Below are 15,107 nucleotides of genomic sequence, written 5' to 3'. Positions count from 1 at the left end.
GCAAACACGGAATCACAGTGTGAATTCACCATCGGAGCTTCGTTCGGAAACCTGCGACAGAACGTCGCAAAATACCAATCTTTACAGTCTCTAAGCGCGTGTCTTACACGCGCTCGCATGGTGTCATTTCACCATCCCGAAAACACGATGCTTCAAGCATAAAATACTGATTTCACTGGGCATCCCTGATGAAATCCGTGGCAACTATTGGAAAAAGTTGAGGCTTCTCACTCGGACTGATTGCAACAACTCTCTCGCGAGAGGCACGCAATCATTGTCAACAGGTGGGGGTAATTCCAATGGCCAATCGTTTCCGCGCAATCGCAGCCGCGACGTTGCTGTCGCTAACAGCCATGGTGCCGACAGGCTCGGCAAGCGCCGCCGACATGGCGGCCATGCCGGTCAAGGCAAAGCCGATCCCGGATCTTCCGTTCTTCCTGTTGATCGATAACCGCTTCACCTATGCCTATCAGTGGGGGGCGGTCGATCCCGGCGTGACCAACAAGACCACCAAACAGGTCTTCGCCTTCACCCACTTCGACGTCTGGACCTACGGCACCAACTTCTTCAACATCGGCCTCGAGAAGGCGGGCAAGAGCAGCCCGGCTAATCCGTGCGCCGATCCGCTGCGTCCGATCACGGGCTGCGAAGGCGCAACAGAAATCTACGGCCTGATCCGTAGCACGATCGGCTTCAACGAGGTCTTCAACACCAAGGCCTTCTCGATGGGCCCGCTGCGCAACGTGTCGTTCGTCATCGGTGCGGATGGCAGCACTGAAAACCGGTTCTTCTCCGCATCCAAGCGCGACGTCGTGACCGGTCTGCAATTCGCTTTCGACCTGCCTTACAAGGGCTTCTTCAACGTCAATCCGTTGTTCTATTACGAGTTCGCCAACCGCAGCACCTTTACGCAGTGCGGTTACGCCGGCGCTCCCGGTCAAATCCCGGGCGTCTCGTGCAACATCGACGGCAACCGCCAGTTCAACCCGACCTGGGCCGTTGAACTCAATTACTACATGGATCTCGGCTTCCTGCCGCCGAGCATGGATTATTTCGCGATCAGCGGCCGGGCCGGCTTCTACGGGCCGAAAGGTTCGGAGAACGGCCAGATCATCGGCACGGCAACCAAGATGGAGATCAACGCCGAACCGATCCGTCTGACCTTCGACGCCAGCAAGGCGATCTGGGGACCGAAATACACTCACAATGTCGACGTGTGGGTGGCCTATCGGCTCTGGCGGAACAAGTTCGGCTTGGATGAGAATGCCAGCCTGCCGTGCACCACGTTTGCGCCCGGATCGTGCCGCGAGGACTCGCTCTATTCCGGCGTCACCGTCAAGTTCTGATCTGAGCTGACTTCAATACGAAAACGACGCTGCGTGAATCGCGGCGTCGTTTTCATGTCGACATGACTAGCCCTGTTGCGCCCAGAAATTCTCGTGCTGCACGGCTGCCTCGTCTTCGAGCAGCGGTCCGACGACCTCGATGCTCTTCTGCCCGGCAGCAAAGACATTGCGGCAAGGCAGATCCAGCGTGGGATTCTCCGGATGGTCGCCGGTGATCGCCTTGAGCCTTGCTTCGCCGAGCCCATAAACCAGCCGGCCAATGCCGACCCAATAGATCGCGCCGGCGCACATGGCGCAGGGTTCTGCCGACGAATACAGCGTGAAGGTCTTTAGTTCGCTCTCGTCATAGGCAATCGAGGCTTCGCTGCAGAGCAGCCGTTCGGCATGGGCGGTGCCGTCATGGGACGGCATGAAGGCGTTACCGGCTTCCATCAGGACCTTGCCGTGTGCATCGACCAGGATCGCGCCGAACGGATGGTTGCCGCGCTCCATGGCTTTGCGTGCGGCGTCGAAAGAAAGTCTGAGAAGGGCCTCATCTCTACTCGACGAGTCTTGCCTGGCCATCGGGGCTCCTGTCGTCCGGGTGTCGAAATCTGCTAGCTTCCCGCGAGGTCAAACGCGGATTCGCTTTGCCCTGCTGGCCGCACTAGTATTTACGAGCTGGATCATTCAAGTCCCAGCCGGGCCACTGGTCTGAACAAAGAAGCATGATTGCGATGGAAGAGAAAGTCGTCGGAGCTTCCGGCCAATCGCTCGGCGGCGAGATCGTCGAACGCATCAACGCGCTGGCTGCTATTTCGGAAGCGCCGGACAACATCACGCGAATATTCCTTACACCGGAACATCGTGCTGCCGCCGAACTGATCATCGGCTGGATGCAGGCAGCCGGCATGCGGGCGCGTATCGATGCGATCGGCAATGTCTGCGGACGCTATGAAGGCGACCGGCCCGGTCTGCCGTGCCTAATGCTGGGCTCACATTACGACACCGTCCGCGATGCCGGCCGCTGGGACGGGCCGCTCGGGGTCATCACGGCGATTTCCTGCGTCGGCGATCTCAATCGCCGTGGCGCGCGCCTGCCATTCGCGATCGAGATCGCTGCTTTCGCCGACGAGGAGGGCGTACGCTTCGCCTCGACGCTGCTCGGCAGCCGCGCGGTGGCCGGGACTTTTGTCGAGAGCGTGCTCGCCGGCCGCGACAAAGCGGGCATCTCGATGCGCGAGGCGATGATCACCTTCGGCCTCGATCCCGATCACGTCGGCGCCGCAGCGCGCGCGCCCGGCGAATTGCTCGCCTATCTCGAACTGCATATCGAGCAGGGGCCGGTGCTTGAAGCGCAGAAGCTGCCGGTGGGGGTCGTGACTGCCATTTCGGGTGCGACGCGTCTCGCAGTCGAATTGCACGGCATGGCCGGTCATGCCGGCACGGTACCCATGGCGATGCGGCGCGATGCACTGGTGGGCGCCGCCGAATGTATCGTTGCGATCGAGGAGTTCTGCCAGTCGGACCGCGGCGGTCTTGTCGGCACCGTGGGTTATATCAATGCGATGCCGGGTGCGACCAATGTCATTCCCGGGCTGGTATCGTTCACCATGGATATCCGGTCGCCAAAGGATTCCTATCGCAAGCTCGCCATCACCGACATGGTGCGTGAGATCGAGTCGATCGCCAAAGCGCGCAAGCTCGATCTGCAGATCAACATCACCCATGAGAATCGCACGGTGCCGTGTGCGCCCTGGCTGCAGAAGCAGATCGCCGATGCAATTACTGCCGAGGGCTATCGCGCGTTCGAGCTGCCGAGCGGGGCCGGCCATGACGGCATGGCGATGACCGATATTGCCGATGTGGCGATGCTGTTCGTGCGCTGTCGCGGCGGGATCAGCCACAATCCTGCCGAGCATGTGGACGATGCGGATGTCGAGGTCGGTGCGCGCGTGTTGTTGCGCGTGATCGAGAATTTCAAGCCGAAGGCCTGATGCGATGGCAGATTTCCACGGCGTGTTTCCCTATCTCGTCTCGCCTGCTGACGACGAGGGGCGTATCCGCACCGATGTGCTGGGCCGCCTGTGCGGGGATCTCATCAGCGCGGGCGTGCATGGTCTGACGCCGCTCGGCTCGACCGGCGAATTCGCCTATCTCAATCGCGAGCAGCGCAGGACGGTGGTGCAGGCTACGATCGAGGCGGCAGGCGGGCGCGTGCCGGTGGTGGCAGGCGTGGCATCGACCTCGACGGTCGATGCGGTGGCGCAGGCGAAGTCGTATCAGAAGCTCGGCGCCACCGGCATCCTAGCTATTCTCGAAGCGTATTTCCCGCTCAAGGATGCGCAGATCGAATCCTACTTCCGCGCCATCGCCGATGCCGTCGATATTCCCGTGGTGATCTACACCAATCCGCAATTCCAGCGTTCGGATCTGACACTCGACGTCGTGGCGCGGCTCGCTGAACATCCGCGCATTCAGTATATCAAGGATGCCTCCACCAATACCGGCCGGCTGTTGTCGATCATCAACCGCTGCGGCGACAAACTGAAAGTGTTTGCCGCCTCGGCGCATATTCCGTCAGCCGTCATGCTGATCGGCGGCGTCGGCTGGATGGCGGGCCCGGCCTGCGTCGTGCCGAAGCAGAGCGTCGAACTCTACAATCTCTGCAAGGCGCATCGCTGGGACGAAGCCATGGTTCTGCAACGGCGGATGTGGCGTCTCAACGAGGCCTTTGCGCGCTATAATCTGGCCGCCTGCATCAAGACGGGCCTGGCGATCCAGGGCTACGATGTCGGCGATCCCGTAGCGCCGCAGCCGGCCTTGACCGCGGACGAGCGCAAGGTGATCGAGACCGTCTTGCGGGATGTCGGCTGATCGATGTCGTTGCCGCCAGACGCGCAAACGAGCAGCGCTCATGCACATTTTGTCGCTCAGCCTTGTGCGGCTGGCCTGTTGGCTCACGCGGTCTTTCTGGGCTAGAAACCATACAGCCCGCCCGTAAGGCTCGCCATTGAAGGACGTCTGATGAACATTCTGCCCGGCAATCTGCGCTTCGGCGCCGGTCTTTCTCCCAAGCGCCTTGAAGATCAAAGACTTCTCACCGGGCAGGGCAAATTCATCGACGACAAGCCGGAAGACGGCGCGCTGTGGCTGCATCTGCTGCGCTCGCCGCATGCCCATGCGAAGATCACCGCGATTGACGTGGCCGCCGCCAAGGCGATGCCCGGTGTCGAGGCGATCTATACCGGCGCGGATCTCGTGGCCGACGATGTCGGCACGCTGCCGACGCTGCCGATCTTCAAGCGTCCTGACGGCTCCGCAGCGACCTTTCCGCCGCGCCGGCTGCTCGCGCACGAGGTCGTGCGGTTCGCCGGCGAAGCAGTGGCGGCGATCGTCGCCACGTCGCGCGCCGCTGCCCAGCTCGCGGCCGAAGCGATCGACATCAGCTATGACGTCCTGCCTGCGGTGGTCGATCCCGTCGAGGCGATGAAGCCCGGTGCGGCCGTGGTCTGGCCGGATGCACCGGACAATATCGTTGCGGCCACCAGCTATGGCGATCCTGCCAAGGTGGAGGCTGCTTTTGCCGCTGCCAAGCATACGGTGTCGCTGGACATCGCGAGCCAGCGTCTCGTGCCATCGGCCATGGAGCCGCGCTCGACCATCGCTGAAGTCGACAAGAAGTCCGGCAAGCTGACCCTGTACGTGCAGTCGCAGACCCCGGCATCGACCCGCGATATCCTTGCGGACGCTGTGCTCAAGCGTCCGAAGGAATCGATCCGCGTGGTGGTGGGCGATATCGGCGGCGGTTTCGGCCAGAAGACGAGCCTGTATCCGGAAGACGGCGTCGTCGCTTATGTAGCCGTGAAGCTGAACAAGACGATCCGCTGGCGCGGAGATCGCACCGACGAATTCGTTGGCGGGACTCATGGTCGCGATCTGACGTCGACGGCAGAACTCGCGCTCGATGCCAAGGGGCGGATCTTGGCCTATCGCGTCCGTTCGATCGGCGGCACTGGTGCCTATATGTCGGCGACCGCTGTCATCATTCCGCTGGTGCTGGGGCCGTTCGTGCAGACCGGTGTCTACGACCTGCAGAACGTGCATTACGACATCAAGGCGGTCATCACGAACACCGCGCCGGTGGGCGCCTATCGCGGTGCCGGGCGTCCGGAAGCGGTTTTCATCATCGAGCGTCTGATGGATGCCGCCGCACGGCAGATGGGCATGGATCCGCGCGCCATCCGCAAGGTGAATTACATCAAGCCGACGCAGTTTCCCTACAAGAACGCCGTCGGTCAGACCTATGACAGCGGCGCCTTCGCGCACATGCTCGACCGTGCCACCGAACTGTCGGATTGGGACGGCTTCGCCGCGCGCAAGAAGGCGGCGAAGAAGAAGGGTCTGCTCTACGGCCGCGGGCTCACCAGCTATATCGAATGGACCGGCGGTCCGGGCACCACCGAAAAGGTTCGCCTGCGCGCCACGGCCAATGGCCGCGTCATCCTGCATTCCGGCACCATGGCAATGGGGCAGGGCCTGCAGACCGCCTATTCGCAGCTCGTCTCTGAAGCGCTCGGCATCGGCATCGACAAGATCGATGTGATCCAGGGCGATACCGACGTGATCGTCGGCATGGGTAGTGTCGGTTCGCGTTCGTTGTTCGTTGGCGGTACTGCCGCGGTGGTGTCGGCGGCCGATATGATCGCCAAGGCGCGTGAGAAAGCGGCCAACATGCTGGAAGCTTCGGTGGAGGACATCGAGTATTCCGCAGGCTTCCTCACCGTCGTCGGCACCGACAAGCGCGTTGGCCTGTTCGAAATCGCGAAAGCCGAAGACGGCGAACAGCTCAGCGTCGAGTCCACCGGCGTGGCGGACGGCCCGACCTGGCCGAACGGAACGCATATCTGCGAGGTCGAGATCGATCCGGAGACCGGCATCACCAATGTCGTTCGCTACACTACGGTCGACGATGTCGGCGTGGCGGTGAATCCGATGCTGGTGACAGGCCAGATCCACGGCGGCGTGGCGCAAGGCATCGGCCAGGCGCTGTTCGAGAACGTTCATTACGACGAGGATGGCCAGCTCATCACCGCGAGCTATCAGGACTACTGCATTCCGCGCGCGGGTGATCTGCCACCCCTGTCAGTGACATTGGACGGCTCGGCACCCTGCGTCACCAACCCGATCGGCTCGAAGGGCTGCGGCGAATCCGGCGCGATCGGTGGTCCGCCCTGCATCGTCAATGGCGTGCTGGATGCGCTGCAACCACTGGGCATCACGCAGCTCAATACGCCGCTGTCGCCCATCAAGGTGTGGGAAGCAATCAGGAGCGCAAGCGCAACGCATGGCTGAGACCCTGCAGGATGGGTAGAGCGTCGTCGCGAAACCCATCATGATCGGGTTCTATGCGATGGGTTTCGCTTCGCTCGACCCATCCTGCGGATAACAAGAAACTTCAACCGGGAGAGAAAACACAATGAAGAGCTTCAAGGTTCTCGAATTCAACGAACCGCTCGGCGAGGTCGACGAGCAGACCCCGCAGCCGACCGGCACGCAGGTGCTGATCCGCGTGAAGGCTGCTGGCGTCTGCCATAGCGACCTGCACATCTGGGAAGGCGGTTATGAACTCGGCCACGGCCGCAAGAAGCTGTCGCTGAAGGATCGCGGCATCACGCTGCCGCGCACCATGGGTCACGAGACCGTCGGTGAAGTTATTGCCTTCGGTCCGGATGCGCAACAGGAAGCTGGCGGCGTCAAGATCGGCGACATCGCGCTGGCCTATCCGTGGATCGGCTGTGGTAAATGTGCGGTCTGTCTCGCCGGTGACGAGAATCTCTGCCTCGCGCCGCGCTGCCTCGGCGTACATTGCGACGGTGGTTACTCCGATCACCTTCTGGTGCCGCATCCGCGCTACCTGATCGACCTCAAGGGCATGGATCCGGTCATCGCCGCGCCTTACGCCTGCTCGGGCGTCACCACCTATAGTGCGCTGAAGAAGATCGAGAGCGATCTTGGCAATCCGATCGTGATCTTCGGCGCTGGCGGCCTCGGCCTGATGGCGCTTGAACTGTTGAAGGCGATGGGCGGCAAGGGCGCCATCGTTGTCGATATCGATGCGCGAAAGCGCGAGGCGGCGATCAAGGCCGGCGCTCTGGCGGCCGTGGACGGCAATGCGCCCGACGCGCTCGAGCAGCTTGCCAAGGCCGCCGGTCAGCCGATCCTGTCGGTGATCGATCTGGTCGGCACTCCGTCGACGACGCAGCTCGGCTTTGATGTGCTCTCCAAGGGCGGCAAGCTGATCATGGTCGGTCTGTTCGGTGGCGGCGCCACCTGGGCGCTGCCGCTGATAGCCATGAAGGCACTCACCATCCAGGGCAGCTATGTCGGCAATCTCCGCGAGACCAAGGAACTGCTGGAGCTGGTGCGCACCAAGAAGGTGCAGCCGATCCCGACGAGCCCGATGCCGCTTGCAAAGGCCAATGCGGCGCTGAACGATCTGAAAGACGGCAAGCTGGTCGGCCGCGCGATCCTCACGCCGGCGTAGGGAAGAGTCGGGATTCACTCTCAAAGTCGTCATGCCCGGCCTTGTGCCGGGCATTCACGTCTTCGCCACGTAGAAAGACGTGGATGGCCGGGACAAGCCCGGCCATGACAGCATGCGGGGTCGCCTCAACCCGCCGTCACGTCCACGAGCTCTTCGCCATCCAACACACGCTTCGCCTTGGCATGGTCGAGATCGCCTTCCCATGCACCGACCACGACGGTGGCAACGCAGTTGCCGATCAGGTTGCCGAGCGCGCGGGCCATGCCGATGAACCAGTCTACCGACAGCACCAGCACGAGACCGATGGCGGGAATGCTCGGCACGGCATTCAGCGTCGCAGCAAGGATCACGATCGCTGAGCCCGGTACGCCATGGGCGCCCTTCGACGTTACCAGCGAGACGCCCAGCACCAGCATGAGGTCGCCGAAGGACAGCGGCGTATTGGTGGCCTGCGCGATGAACACGACGGCCAGCGTCAGATAGATCGAGAACGCGTCGAGATTGAACGAATATCCGGTCGGGATCACGAGGCCGACCACATTGTCCTTGACGCCGAGCCGTTCGAGTTTGCGCATGACCTGGGGCAGCACTGCATCCGAGGACGCGGTGGCCAGCACGATGGTGAGTTCCTCGCGCAGATAGTTCAGGAATTTGATGATGTTCAGCCCGGCCAGTGCCATCACACCGCCAAGCACGCCGAAGACGAAGATCCCGACCGAGACATAGAATAGCACCACCAGCGAGACGAGTTGCTTCAGCGATCCGACACCGTAGCGTCCGACCGTATAGGCGACGGCGCCGAGCACGCCGATCGGGGCGAGGCGAACGATCAATCCCATCGCGCGAAACAGAACGGTCGATACGGCTTCGATGAAGCTCGAAATCCGCTCGCCCTTCTCGCCGCCAACCAGGGCCAGGCTGGTGCCGAAGAGGATGGCGAAGAACAGCACCTGCAGGACATCGTTGCGCGCCAGAGCGTCGAACGAGGTGGTCGGAATGATGTTGAGCAGGAAACTGCCGATGCCGCCGCCCTGCAGCTTGTGCGCGTTGTCTGCGACCGTCGTGAGTGCCTTGCCGTCGAGCGAGGCCGGATTGATGTTCATGCCGTGGCCCGGGCCGAACAGATAGGCCAGCACCAGGCCGACAACGAGCGCCAGCGTGGTCATTGCCTCGAAATAGATCAGTGCCTTGACGCCAACCCTGCCGACCTTCTTGAGGTCGCCGGCACCCGCAATCCCATGCACCACCACACAGAACACGATGGGGGCCACAATCATGGAGATGAGTTTGAGGAACGCGTCGCTGAAGACCTTCAGGCCGACGGCGAAGTCCGGCACGGCGATGCCAAGGACGATGCCGAGTAGCAGGGCGACAAGCACCTGCACGAAGAGCGACTGATAGAGAGGCTTGCGGATTGGTTCGACGGCGGTAATCGTAGCTGTAGACATGGTTCGCTCCCCCTGAGGTTCACGAATATTCCAGCAACAACTGTGCCACCGCTAGGTGCAAACGTGTAAAATCTCGCCGCGGTTACGGCGAGTTCCTTTCGTGTCGAGGGGGATTGAAATCGAGCCGATCAGCGGCCGGGTCGTTCCGGCGGCCATGCGACGATTACTTCTCTTCGTCGGCGATCGCTTCCATCAGGACGACCATCTGGCGCTGGACCGTCTGGCTCTTGATGCGGCTGTAAGCACGAAGCAAGCGGAGGCTGAAAGCGCTATCGAGGAACAGCAAGCTTTCCACTTCGCGGCTCTTGCCATCGCCATCGTAGAAGAAGGTGACCGGCACATCGAGCGCCGTGGCAATCTGCTGAAGACGCGCAGCGCCAACGCGATTGACACCCTTTTCGTACTTCTGAACCTGCTGGAAGCTGACGCCCAGCTTTTCGCCTAAATCCGCCTGCGAAATTTTCTGCTCAACACGACGCAGACGGATCCTCTTGCCCATCTCAATGTCGGGTTTGCCGGCGCTACGTTGCTTCATTCGTCACCATTCAGTTTGTTTGAATAAGGGAGTTTGGTTTTATTTTCTTGTTAGAGCTTCTTAGCCCGAGAGCCCTTAAAGCTAACTTTCAAAGGCATCTCTGTTATACACATCGTCATGACGATTGGGATGGCTGAAATCGTCGCGATACTCGAATTGATCGACACGTAATCGCGAGGGTCATCCAATCGTACAAAAAAACCTTGCGGTATTCTGTTGCTACTTCGCATTGCTTGCAAAACTTCCAACGAATACCGGAACTCAATTTCTATCGATACGGGCCTTGCAGCGGAAGCGAAAGTACAAGTTGGTCATCATGCTATACACATGTGACTTGCCTGACGCACGCAGGATAACTGAGAGTCGTTCGCATTCGTAAGCTGCAAATCTCTGGCATGCAGCATTCCATGCGATTTCCAGCTGCAATTTCGCACTTTACGATCTCCTGTGTAGCACCGACGTAATATCACAATTCCGTGGGTGGTTGTTGCTACGTCCCATGCGCACCGGAAGTTTCATTCCAAATTCTCACTGAGAGAGAATTTCATTTGATTCGTGCTGAGCGCGACCGGTGCCTGGTGGCGCGCACCGACTGAGCAATATTGATCATACCGTTCGTTACTAAACATTGCTGTCGGTAATCGCGGAGTAGATCATGGTACGCAGCTCGCGCCGGATCGGATAGGCGCTCGATGGCAACAGCTGCGTCATAAAGATTGCGATCAGCTGTTCGGCCGGATCTATCCAGAATGCCGTGCTCGCCGCGCCGCCCCATGCATACTCACCGGCGCTGCCGGGGATCATGGTCTTGGCCGGATTCATCGTCACCGAAAATCCGAGTCCGAAGCCGATGCCGGCATAGCTCGCTTCGCTAAACATCGACTTCGACATTTCGGTGAGATCGCGGCCGCCGGGGAGATGGTTGCTGGTCATCAATGTGATGGTCTTTGGGGACAGCAAGCGCACGTCGCCAAGCGCGCCGCCATTGAGCAGTGCGCGGCAGAAGGTGAGATAGTCAGCAGTTGTCGAACACAGGCCGCCGCCGCCGGAGATCATCGAGGGCGGGGACAAGAATGAACTCGTCGCGGGATCGTCCTGCAAAGTGAGGCCGCCCTTGCCATCGGCTGCGTAGCAGGCAGCGAAGCGATGCGCCTTGTCGGAAGGCACAAAGAAGCTGGTATCAGTCATGCCGAGCGGATTGAAGATGCGCTGCTGCAGAAATTGTTCGAACGGTTTCCCGGCGATCTTCTCGATGAGATAGCCGACCACATCGGTCGAGACCGAATAATTCCACGCGTCGCCTGGCGAGAACTCCAGAGGGATTTTGGCGAGATCTGAAATCATTGACGTCAGCGTACCGGATTTTTCAACCTCGCCGATCTTGAGCGCACGATAAGCGGCATCGACATTGGTGCGCTGCTGGAATCCGTAAGTGAGTCCGGATGTGTGACGCAGCAGGTCGACGATCTGCATCGGACGGGCCGGTGGCTTCGTCAGGAATGGTGCCGTCACGCCGGCCTGAAATACGCCGAGATTTGCCCATTCGGGAATATATTTATGAACGGGTTCATCGAGCGCGACACGTCCTTCCTCCACCAGCATCATGAAGGCGACTGTCGTGATCGGCTTGGTCATCGAATAGATGCGGAAGATCGTATCGTCCTTGACGGGGGCTTTGCGCTCCACATCGGCAAAGCCCTGTGCCGTGCTGTGCACGATTTCGCCGCGGCGATAGACCAGCAGGCGTGTGCCGGGAAGGCGGCCGGCATCGACATAGCGCTGTTTGAGATGCGCTTCGACGCGGGCCAGTGCCGTGGTCGACATGCCGACCTGTTCGGGTGACGCAGACGAAGGGCTCAGGCTTTGGGACGGCATTGCAACATCACTCCGATGTGTGGACGCGGCTCGTTTCTATGGATGAAAATCAGCGGTTGTCCATATGGGTTTGTAGCGCCGCGAGCTTACGCGAAGCTCTGTTTGGTGTATCCTTAAAGATGTAATCGCGTCGTGTTGCTCAGGATGGAATTATGACCCAATTCAATGACACTGAACTCACTGCGGCCGTCATCCAGAGCTTCGACAAGACGCCCGATCCGCGCACGAAATTCCTGCTGCAAGAACTCGTGAAGTCTTTGCACGACTATGTCCGCAGGACCGATCTCACCTTCGGTGAATGGGAAGTGGCGATCGATTTCCTGACCCGCACGGGCCAGAAATGCACGCCGATCCGGCAGGAGTTCATCTTGCTCTCTGACGTGCTGGGCGTCTCGATGCTGGTCGATGCCGTCAACCACAGGGAGCGTGAGGGGGCCACACAGACGACGGTGCTCGGACCGTTCTATGTCGGCGAGCATCCCGTCATGGCGCATGGCGCCGATATCTCTCCGGGCCTCACGGGCGAGCGCATGTTCGTGCAGAGCCGCGTCACCGATCTCGACGGCAAACCGCTGGCCGGAGTGCCGGTTGATATCTGGCATGCCGATGATGACGGTTTCTACGACTCGCAGAAGGCCGGCTATGCCACGCAGGGCCCGTCGTCGCGCGCGCGCTTCATCACTGACAGTGATGGCCGGTTGTTCTTCCGCACCATTCTGCCCTGCAGCTATCCGATCCCGACCGACGGACCGGTGGGCGATCTGGTGCTGAAGGCGAGACGTCATCCGATGCGTCCGGCGCATGTGCACTTTCTCGTCGCGGCTCCCGGCTATGAACCGCTGATCACTCACGTCTTCATCGAGGGCGACGAATATCTCGACTCCGATGTCGTGTTCGGCGTGAAGGACGATCTGATCGCCACCGTCGAGAAGCGCAGCGATGCCTTTATGCCTGATGGTCAGCCTGCCACGGGGCCGTGGCATCTGATGACCTATAATTTCCGGATGAAGCCGGGCGAGGGCACGGTTCCGCAGCCGATGATGCCGGAAAAGGCCGAGGCGTAAGCGATCCCAGCCGTCTTGCGATCTGCGGTCAGGTCGCGCTCCAGTCGCGTTGCGAGAGTTCCTGCAGCGACTCCAGGAAGAACTGATCGAACAGGAACGGTGCATCGCCGGCCGATGGCGCGATGAGGGTGACCATGCCTAACAGCGCGCGGCCGAGTTCGCCGATGCGCTCGGCAAACGCCTCGAGCCCGCTGCGATCAGAACTCTCGACGACTGCGTGGAGTGCGCCCTTGGTTTGTGCGATCTGTAGATCGACATCGTCGACGGCGCGATCGAGAGCATCGATATCGACATCCACAGTGACAGCGTTGTCTTTGGTCGGTATCAGCGCGTCCTCAAGGACAGCTTTTCGGAACATATGAAGTTGCCGTGAGACATCCTCGAAATGACCGAACGCTGCCGCCGCATTCGCTTCGAGGTCGCTTTTGCCCTGAGACAGGATCGCTGCCGCGGACACCACGGTCGCCGCCTTCAGGGTGCTGATTGCCTTTCGAAGCGACGAGAGGGCAGGTTCGGTGATCACCGGAATGGTCGGCATGAAGCGGTCCGTTCGCTAGAAATTGGATCCGGTTGATAGCACCGATCCACGGGTCGGCATGCCGATGAAGTCGGCAAAATAGTACCTCACAATTCGCTGCCTATTCCGCGTGCGTCGCACAATAAATGAGCGTCCCGCAAATTTTCGATGCGCGTGGTTCTCTGCGCTGGTCTCGTTGCCTTTAGGTAAGTGGCTGCAATTTATCGAAATTTCCATCAGGCAGCGGTTGGCACGAACTTTGAATAGTTCTTAGCGACGCCATTGTAGCCGTCACAATCAATCACCAGCCAGCATTGCCATCATGGGGCTTCCCCCAGACGCGCCGCTATGTCCGTACGCCTTCGACCCAAGGTGCGCTGTGACGAGGGGCCAATGACGGTGCAGGCGATCCGAGGCGCGAAAGGACGACAGCAGCACATGACGAAGTCAGAGACCAACAAGCCGGGCCGCAAGATCAGCCGCCGTCAGCTTCTGAAAGCCGGCGCGGGAACCGCTGCCTTGCTCGCGGCCGCCCGACTGAACTTCCCCGGCGGCGCTTTCGCGCAGGATGCCGGGCCCGAAGTGAAAGGCGCCAAGCTCGGCTTCATCGCGCTGAGCGATGCCGGTCCGCTATTCGTTGCCAAGGACAAGGGCCTGTTCGCCAAATACGGCATGCCCGATGTGGAAGTGTCGAAGCAGGCCTCGTGGGGCACGCTGCGCGACAACATGGTGCTCGGCTCCGAAGGCAACGGCATCGATGGCGCGCATATCCTGACGCCGATGCCGTATCTGATCTCGTCCGGCAAGGTCACCCAGAACAATCAGCCGACGCCGATGTACATCCTCGCGCGTCTCAATCTCGATGCGCAGTGCATCTCGGTCGGCAATGAATATGCCGATCTGAAGGTTGGCCTCGACGTCGCGCCGCTGAAAGCAGCGTTCGAGAAAAAGAAGGCTGCGGGCAAGTCGGTGAAGGTGGCGATGACCTTCCCGGGCGGTACCCATGACCTGTGGATCCGCTACTGGCTCGCCGCCGGCGGCATCGATCCCGACAAGGATGTCGAGACCATTACCGTGCCGCCGCCGCAGATGGTGGCGAATATGAAGGTCGGTACCATGGACGCGTTCTGCGTCGGTGAGCCGTGGCCCGGCCAGCTCGTGCACCAGAAGATCGGCTACACCGCGGTGAACACCGGCGAGATCTGGAACAAGCATCCGGAGAAGTCGCTCGGCATGCGCGCGGCCTGGGTCGACAAGAACCCGAAGGCGGCGAAGGCCATCACCATGGCCATCATGGAAGCCCAGCAGTGGGCCGACAAGATGGAGAACAAGGAAGAGCTCGCCACCATCATGGGCAAGCGGCAGTGGATCAACTGCCCGGTCGAGGACATCCTCGATCGCGCCCGCGGCAAGTTCGACTACGGCACCGGCAAGGTGGTCGAGAACTCGCCGCACATCATGAAGTACTGGAAGGACTTCGCGTCCTATCCGTTCCAGAGCCACGACCTCTGGTTCATGACCGAGGACATCCGCTGGGGCAAATACGAGCCCGGCTTTGACTCGAAGGCGCTGATCGCCAAGGTCAACCGCGAGGATATCTGGCGTGACGCGGCGAAGACCATGGGCGTCGCTGCCGCCGAAATCCCGACTTCGACCTCGCGCGGCAAGGAGACCTTCTTCGACGGCAAGGTCTTCGATCCCGAAAATCCGGCAGCCTACCTCAAGTCGCTCGCCATCAAGCGCGTCGAAGCCTGAGGCACACGTTTGGGACCGATGCGGACTAGCTGAAATGACGG

12 protein-coding genes are annotated in these 15,107 nt (G+C 60.6%); 7 read left to right on the top strand and 5 right to left on the bottom strand.

The features are described from left to right. The first annotated feature begins 299 nt into the window (after positions 1-299). The gene (locus tag HP556_RS08520; protein ID WP_175366613.1) at positions 300-1,346 is read left to right on the top strand and encodes a hypothetical protein; all 1,047 of its coding nucleotides are present in this window, start codon (positions 300-302) and stop codon (positions 1,344-1,346) included. A gap of 66 nt (positions 1,347-1,412) precedes the next feature. Here HP556_RS08520 and HP556_RS08515 read toward each other — a convergent pair whose 3' ends face one another. Beyond that, the gene (locus HP556_RS08515) at positions 1,413-1,910 is read right to left on the bottom strand and encodes a nucleoside deaminase (RefSeq protein ID WP_175366612.1); all 498 of its coding nucleotides are present in this window, start codon (positions 1,908-1,910) and stop codon (positions 1,413-1,415) included. Between the two features lie 152 nt (positions 1,911-2,062). Between HP556_RS08515 and HP556_RS08510 the strand changes: the two genes are divergently transcribed. The 4 genes from HP556_RS08510 (at position 2,063) to HP556_RS08495 (ending at position 7,872) form a co-directional block, all read left to right on the top strand. Then, positions 2,063-3,322, top strand: coding sequence for an allantoate amidohydrolase (locus HP556_RS08510; protein WP_175366611.1), 1,260 nt, complete (start codon positions 2,063-2,065; stop codon positions 3,320-3,322). Positions 3,323-3,326: 4 nt separating this feature from the next. Next, positions 3,327-4,202, top strand: coding sequence for a dihydrodipicolinate synthase family protein (locus HP556_RS08505; protein ID WP_175366610.1), 876 nt, complete (start codon positions 3,327-3,329; stop codon positions 4,200-4,202). A 150-nt stretch (positions 4,203-4,352) separates the two neighbouring features. Further along, positions 4,353-6,680, top strand: a complete 2,328-nt coding sequence (locus HP556_RS08500) for a xanthine dehydrogenase family protein molybdopterin-binding subunit (RefSeq protein ID WP_175366609.1) — start codon at positions 4,353-4,355, stop codon at positions 6,678-6,680. A 124-nt stretch (positions 6,681-6,804) separates the two neighbouring features. Then, positions 6,805-7,872, top strand: a complete 1,068-nt coding sequence (locus HP556_RS08495) for an alcohol dehydrogenase (protein ID WP_093756673.1) — start codon at positions 6,805-6,807, stop codon at positions 7,870-7,872. Positions 7,873-7,997: 125 nt separating this feature from the next. Here HP556_RS08495 and HP556_RS08490 read toward each other — a convergent pair whose 3' ends face one another. The 3 genes from HP556_RS08490 to HP556_RS08480 all read right to left on the bottom strand — a co-directional run bounded on the left by HP556_RS08490 (position 7,998) and on the right by HP556_RS08480 (position 11,730). Further along, positions 7,998-9,320, bottom strand: a complete 1,323-nt coding sequence (locus HP556_RS08490; protein WP_175366608.1) for a dicarboxylate/amino acid:cation symporter — start codon at positions 9,318-9,320, stop codon at positions 7,998-8,000. Between the two features lie 163 nt (positions 9,321-9,483). Continuing rightward, positions 9,484-9,855 carry a helix-turn-helix domain-containing protein gene (locus HP556_RS08485; RefSeq protein ID WP_089265251.1) on the bottom strand — a complete coding sequence of 124 codons (372 nt, stop codon included), beginning with the start codon at positions 9,853-9,855 and terminating at the stop codon, positions 9,484-9,486. Positions 9,856-10,476: 621 nt separating this feature from the next. Continuing rightward, positions 10,477-11,730, bottom strand: a complete 1,254-nt coding sequence (locus tag HP556_RS08480) for a serine hydrolase domain-containing protein (protein ID WP_175366607.1) — start codon at positions 11,728-11,730, stop codon at positions 10,477-10,479. A 152-nt stretch (positions 11,731-11,882) separates the two neighbouring features. Between HP556_RS08480 and HP556_RS08475 the strand changes: the two genes are divergently transcribed. Then, positions 11,883-12,794, top strand: a complete 912-nt coding sequence (locus HP556_RS08475; protein WP_175366606.1) for an intradiol ring-cleavage dioxygenase — start codon at positions 11,883-11,885, stop codon at positions 12,792-12,794. A 28-nt stretch (positions 12,795-12,822) separates the two neighbouring features. Here the strand turns inward: HP556_RS08475 and HP556_RS08470 are convergent, their stop codons facing one another. Continuing rightward, on the bottom strand, positions 12,823-13,332 hold the full coding sequence (locus HP556_RS08470) for a hypothetical protein (protein WP_175366605.1): 510 nt from the start codon (positions 13,330-13,332) through the stop codon (positions 12,823-12,825). 417 nt (positions 13,333-13,749) lie between these two features. Here HP556_RS08470 and HP556_RS08465 point away from each other — a divergent pair, with 417 nt between their 5' ends. Beyond that, entirely contained in the window at positions 13,750-15,066 is a 1,317-nt protein-coding gene (locus HP556_RS08465; protein WP_089265247.1) for a CmpA/NrtA family ABC transporter substrate-binding protein, read from the top strand. Positions 15,067-15,107: the final 41 nt, after the last annotated feature.

Origin of the sequence: Tardiphaga robiniae (assembly GCF_013359755.1) — a bacterium.
In the GTDB taxonomy this organism is placed as follows: domain Bacteria; phylum Pseudomonadota; class Alphaproteobacteria; order Rhizobiales; family Xanthobacteraceae; genus Tardiphaga; species Tardiphaga robiniae.
This window is presented reverse-complemented; position numbering and strand designations above follow the sequence as displayed.

Excerpts from the sequence above, each read along its gene's own strand:
- HP556_RS08480 (WP_175366607.1), bottom strand. The coding sequence starts at position 11,730 with ATGCCGTCCCAAAGCCTGAGCCCTTCGTCTGCGTCACCCGAACAGGTC.
- HP556_RS08490 (WP_175366608.1), bottom strand. The coding sequence starts at position 9,320 with ATGTCTACAGCTACGATTACCGCCGTCGAACCAATCCGCAAGCCTCTC.
- HP556_RS08470 (WP_175366605.1), bottom strand. The coding sequence starts at position 13,332 with ATGCCGACCATTCCGGTGATCACCGAACCTGCCCTCTCGTCGCTTCGA.
- HP556_RS08500 (WP_175366609.1), top strand. The coding sequence starts at position 4,353 with ATGAACATTCTGCCCGGCAATCTGCGCTTCGGCGCCGGTCTTTCTCCC.
- HP556_RS08510 (WP_175366611.1), top strand. The coding sequence starts at position 2,063 with ATGGAAGAGAAAGTCGTCGGAGCTTCCGGCCAATCGCTCGGCGGCGAG.
- HP556_RS08475 (WP_175366606.1), top strand. The coding sequence starts at position 11,883 with ATGACCCAATTCAATGACACTGAACTCACTGCGGCCGTCATCCAGAGC.
- HP556_RS08485 (WP_089265251.1), bottom strand. The coding sequence starts at position 9,855 with ATGAAGCAACGTAGCGCCGGCAAACCCGACATTGAGATGGGCAAGAGG.
- HP556_RS08495 (WP_093756673.1), top strand. The coding sequence starts at position 6,805 with ATGAAGAGCTTCAAGGTTCTCGAATTCAACGAACCGCTCGGCGAGGTC.
- HP556_RS08465 (WP_089265247.1), top strand. The coding sequence starts at position 13,750 with ATGACGAAGTCAGAGACCAACAAGCCGGGCCGCAAGATCAGCCGCCGT.
- HP556_RS08515 (WP_175366612.1), bottom strand. The coding sequence starts at position 1,910 with ATGGCCAGGCAAGACTCGTCGAGTAGAGATGAGGCCCTTCTCAGACTT.
- HP556_RS08505 (WP_175366610.1), top strand. The coding sequence starts at position 3,327 with ATGGCAGATTTCCACGGCGTGTTTCCCTATCTCGTCTCGCCTGCTGAC.
- HP556_RS08520 (WP_175366613.1), top strand. The coding sequence starts at position 300 with ATGGCCAATCGTTTCCGCGCAATCGCAGCCGCGACGTTGCTGTCGCTA.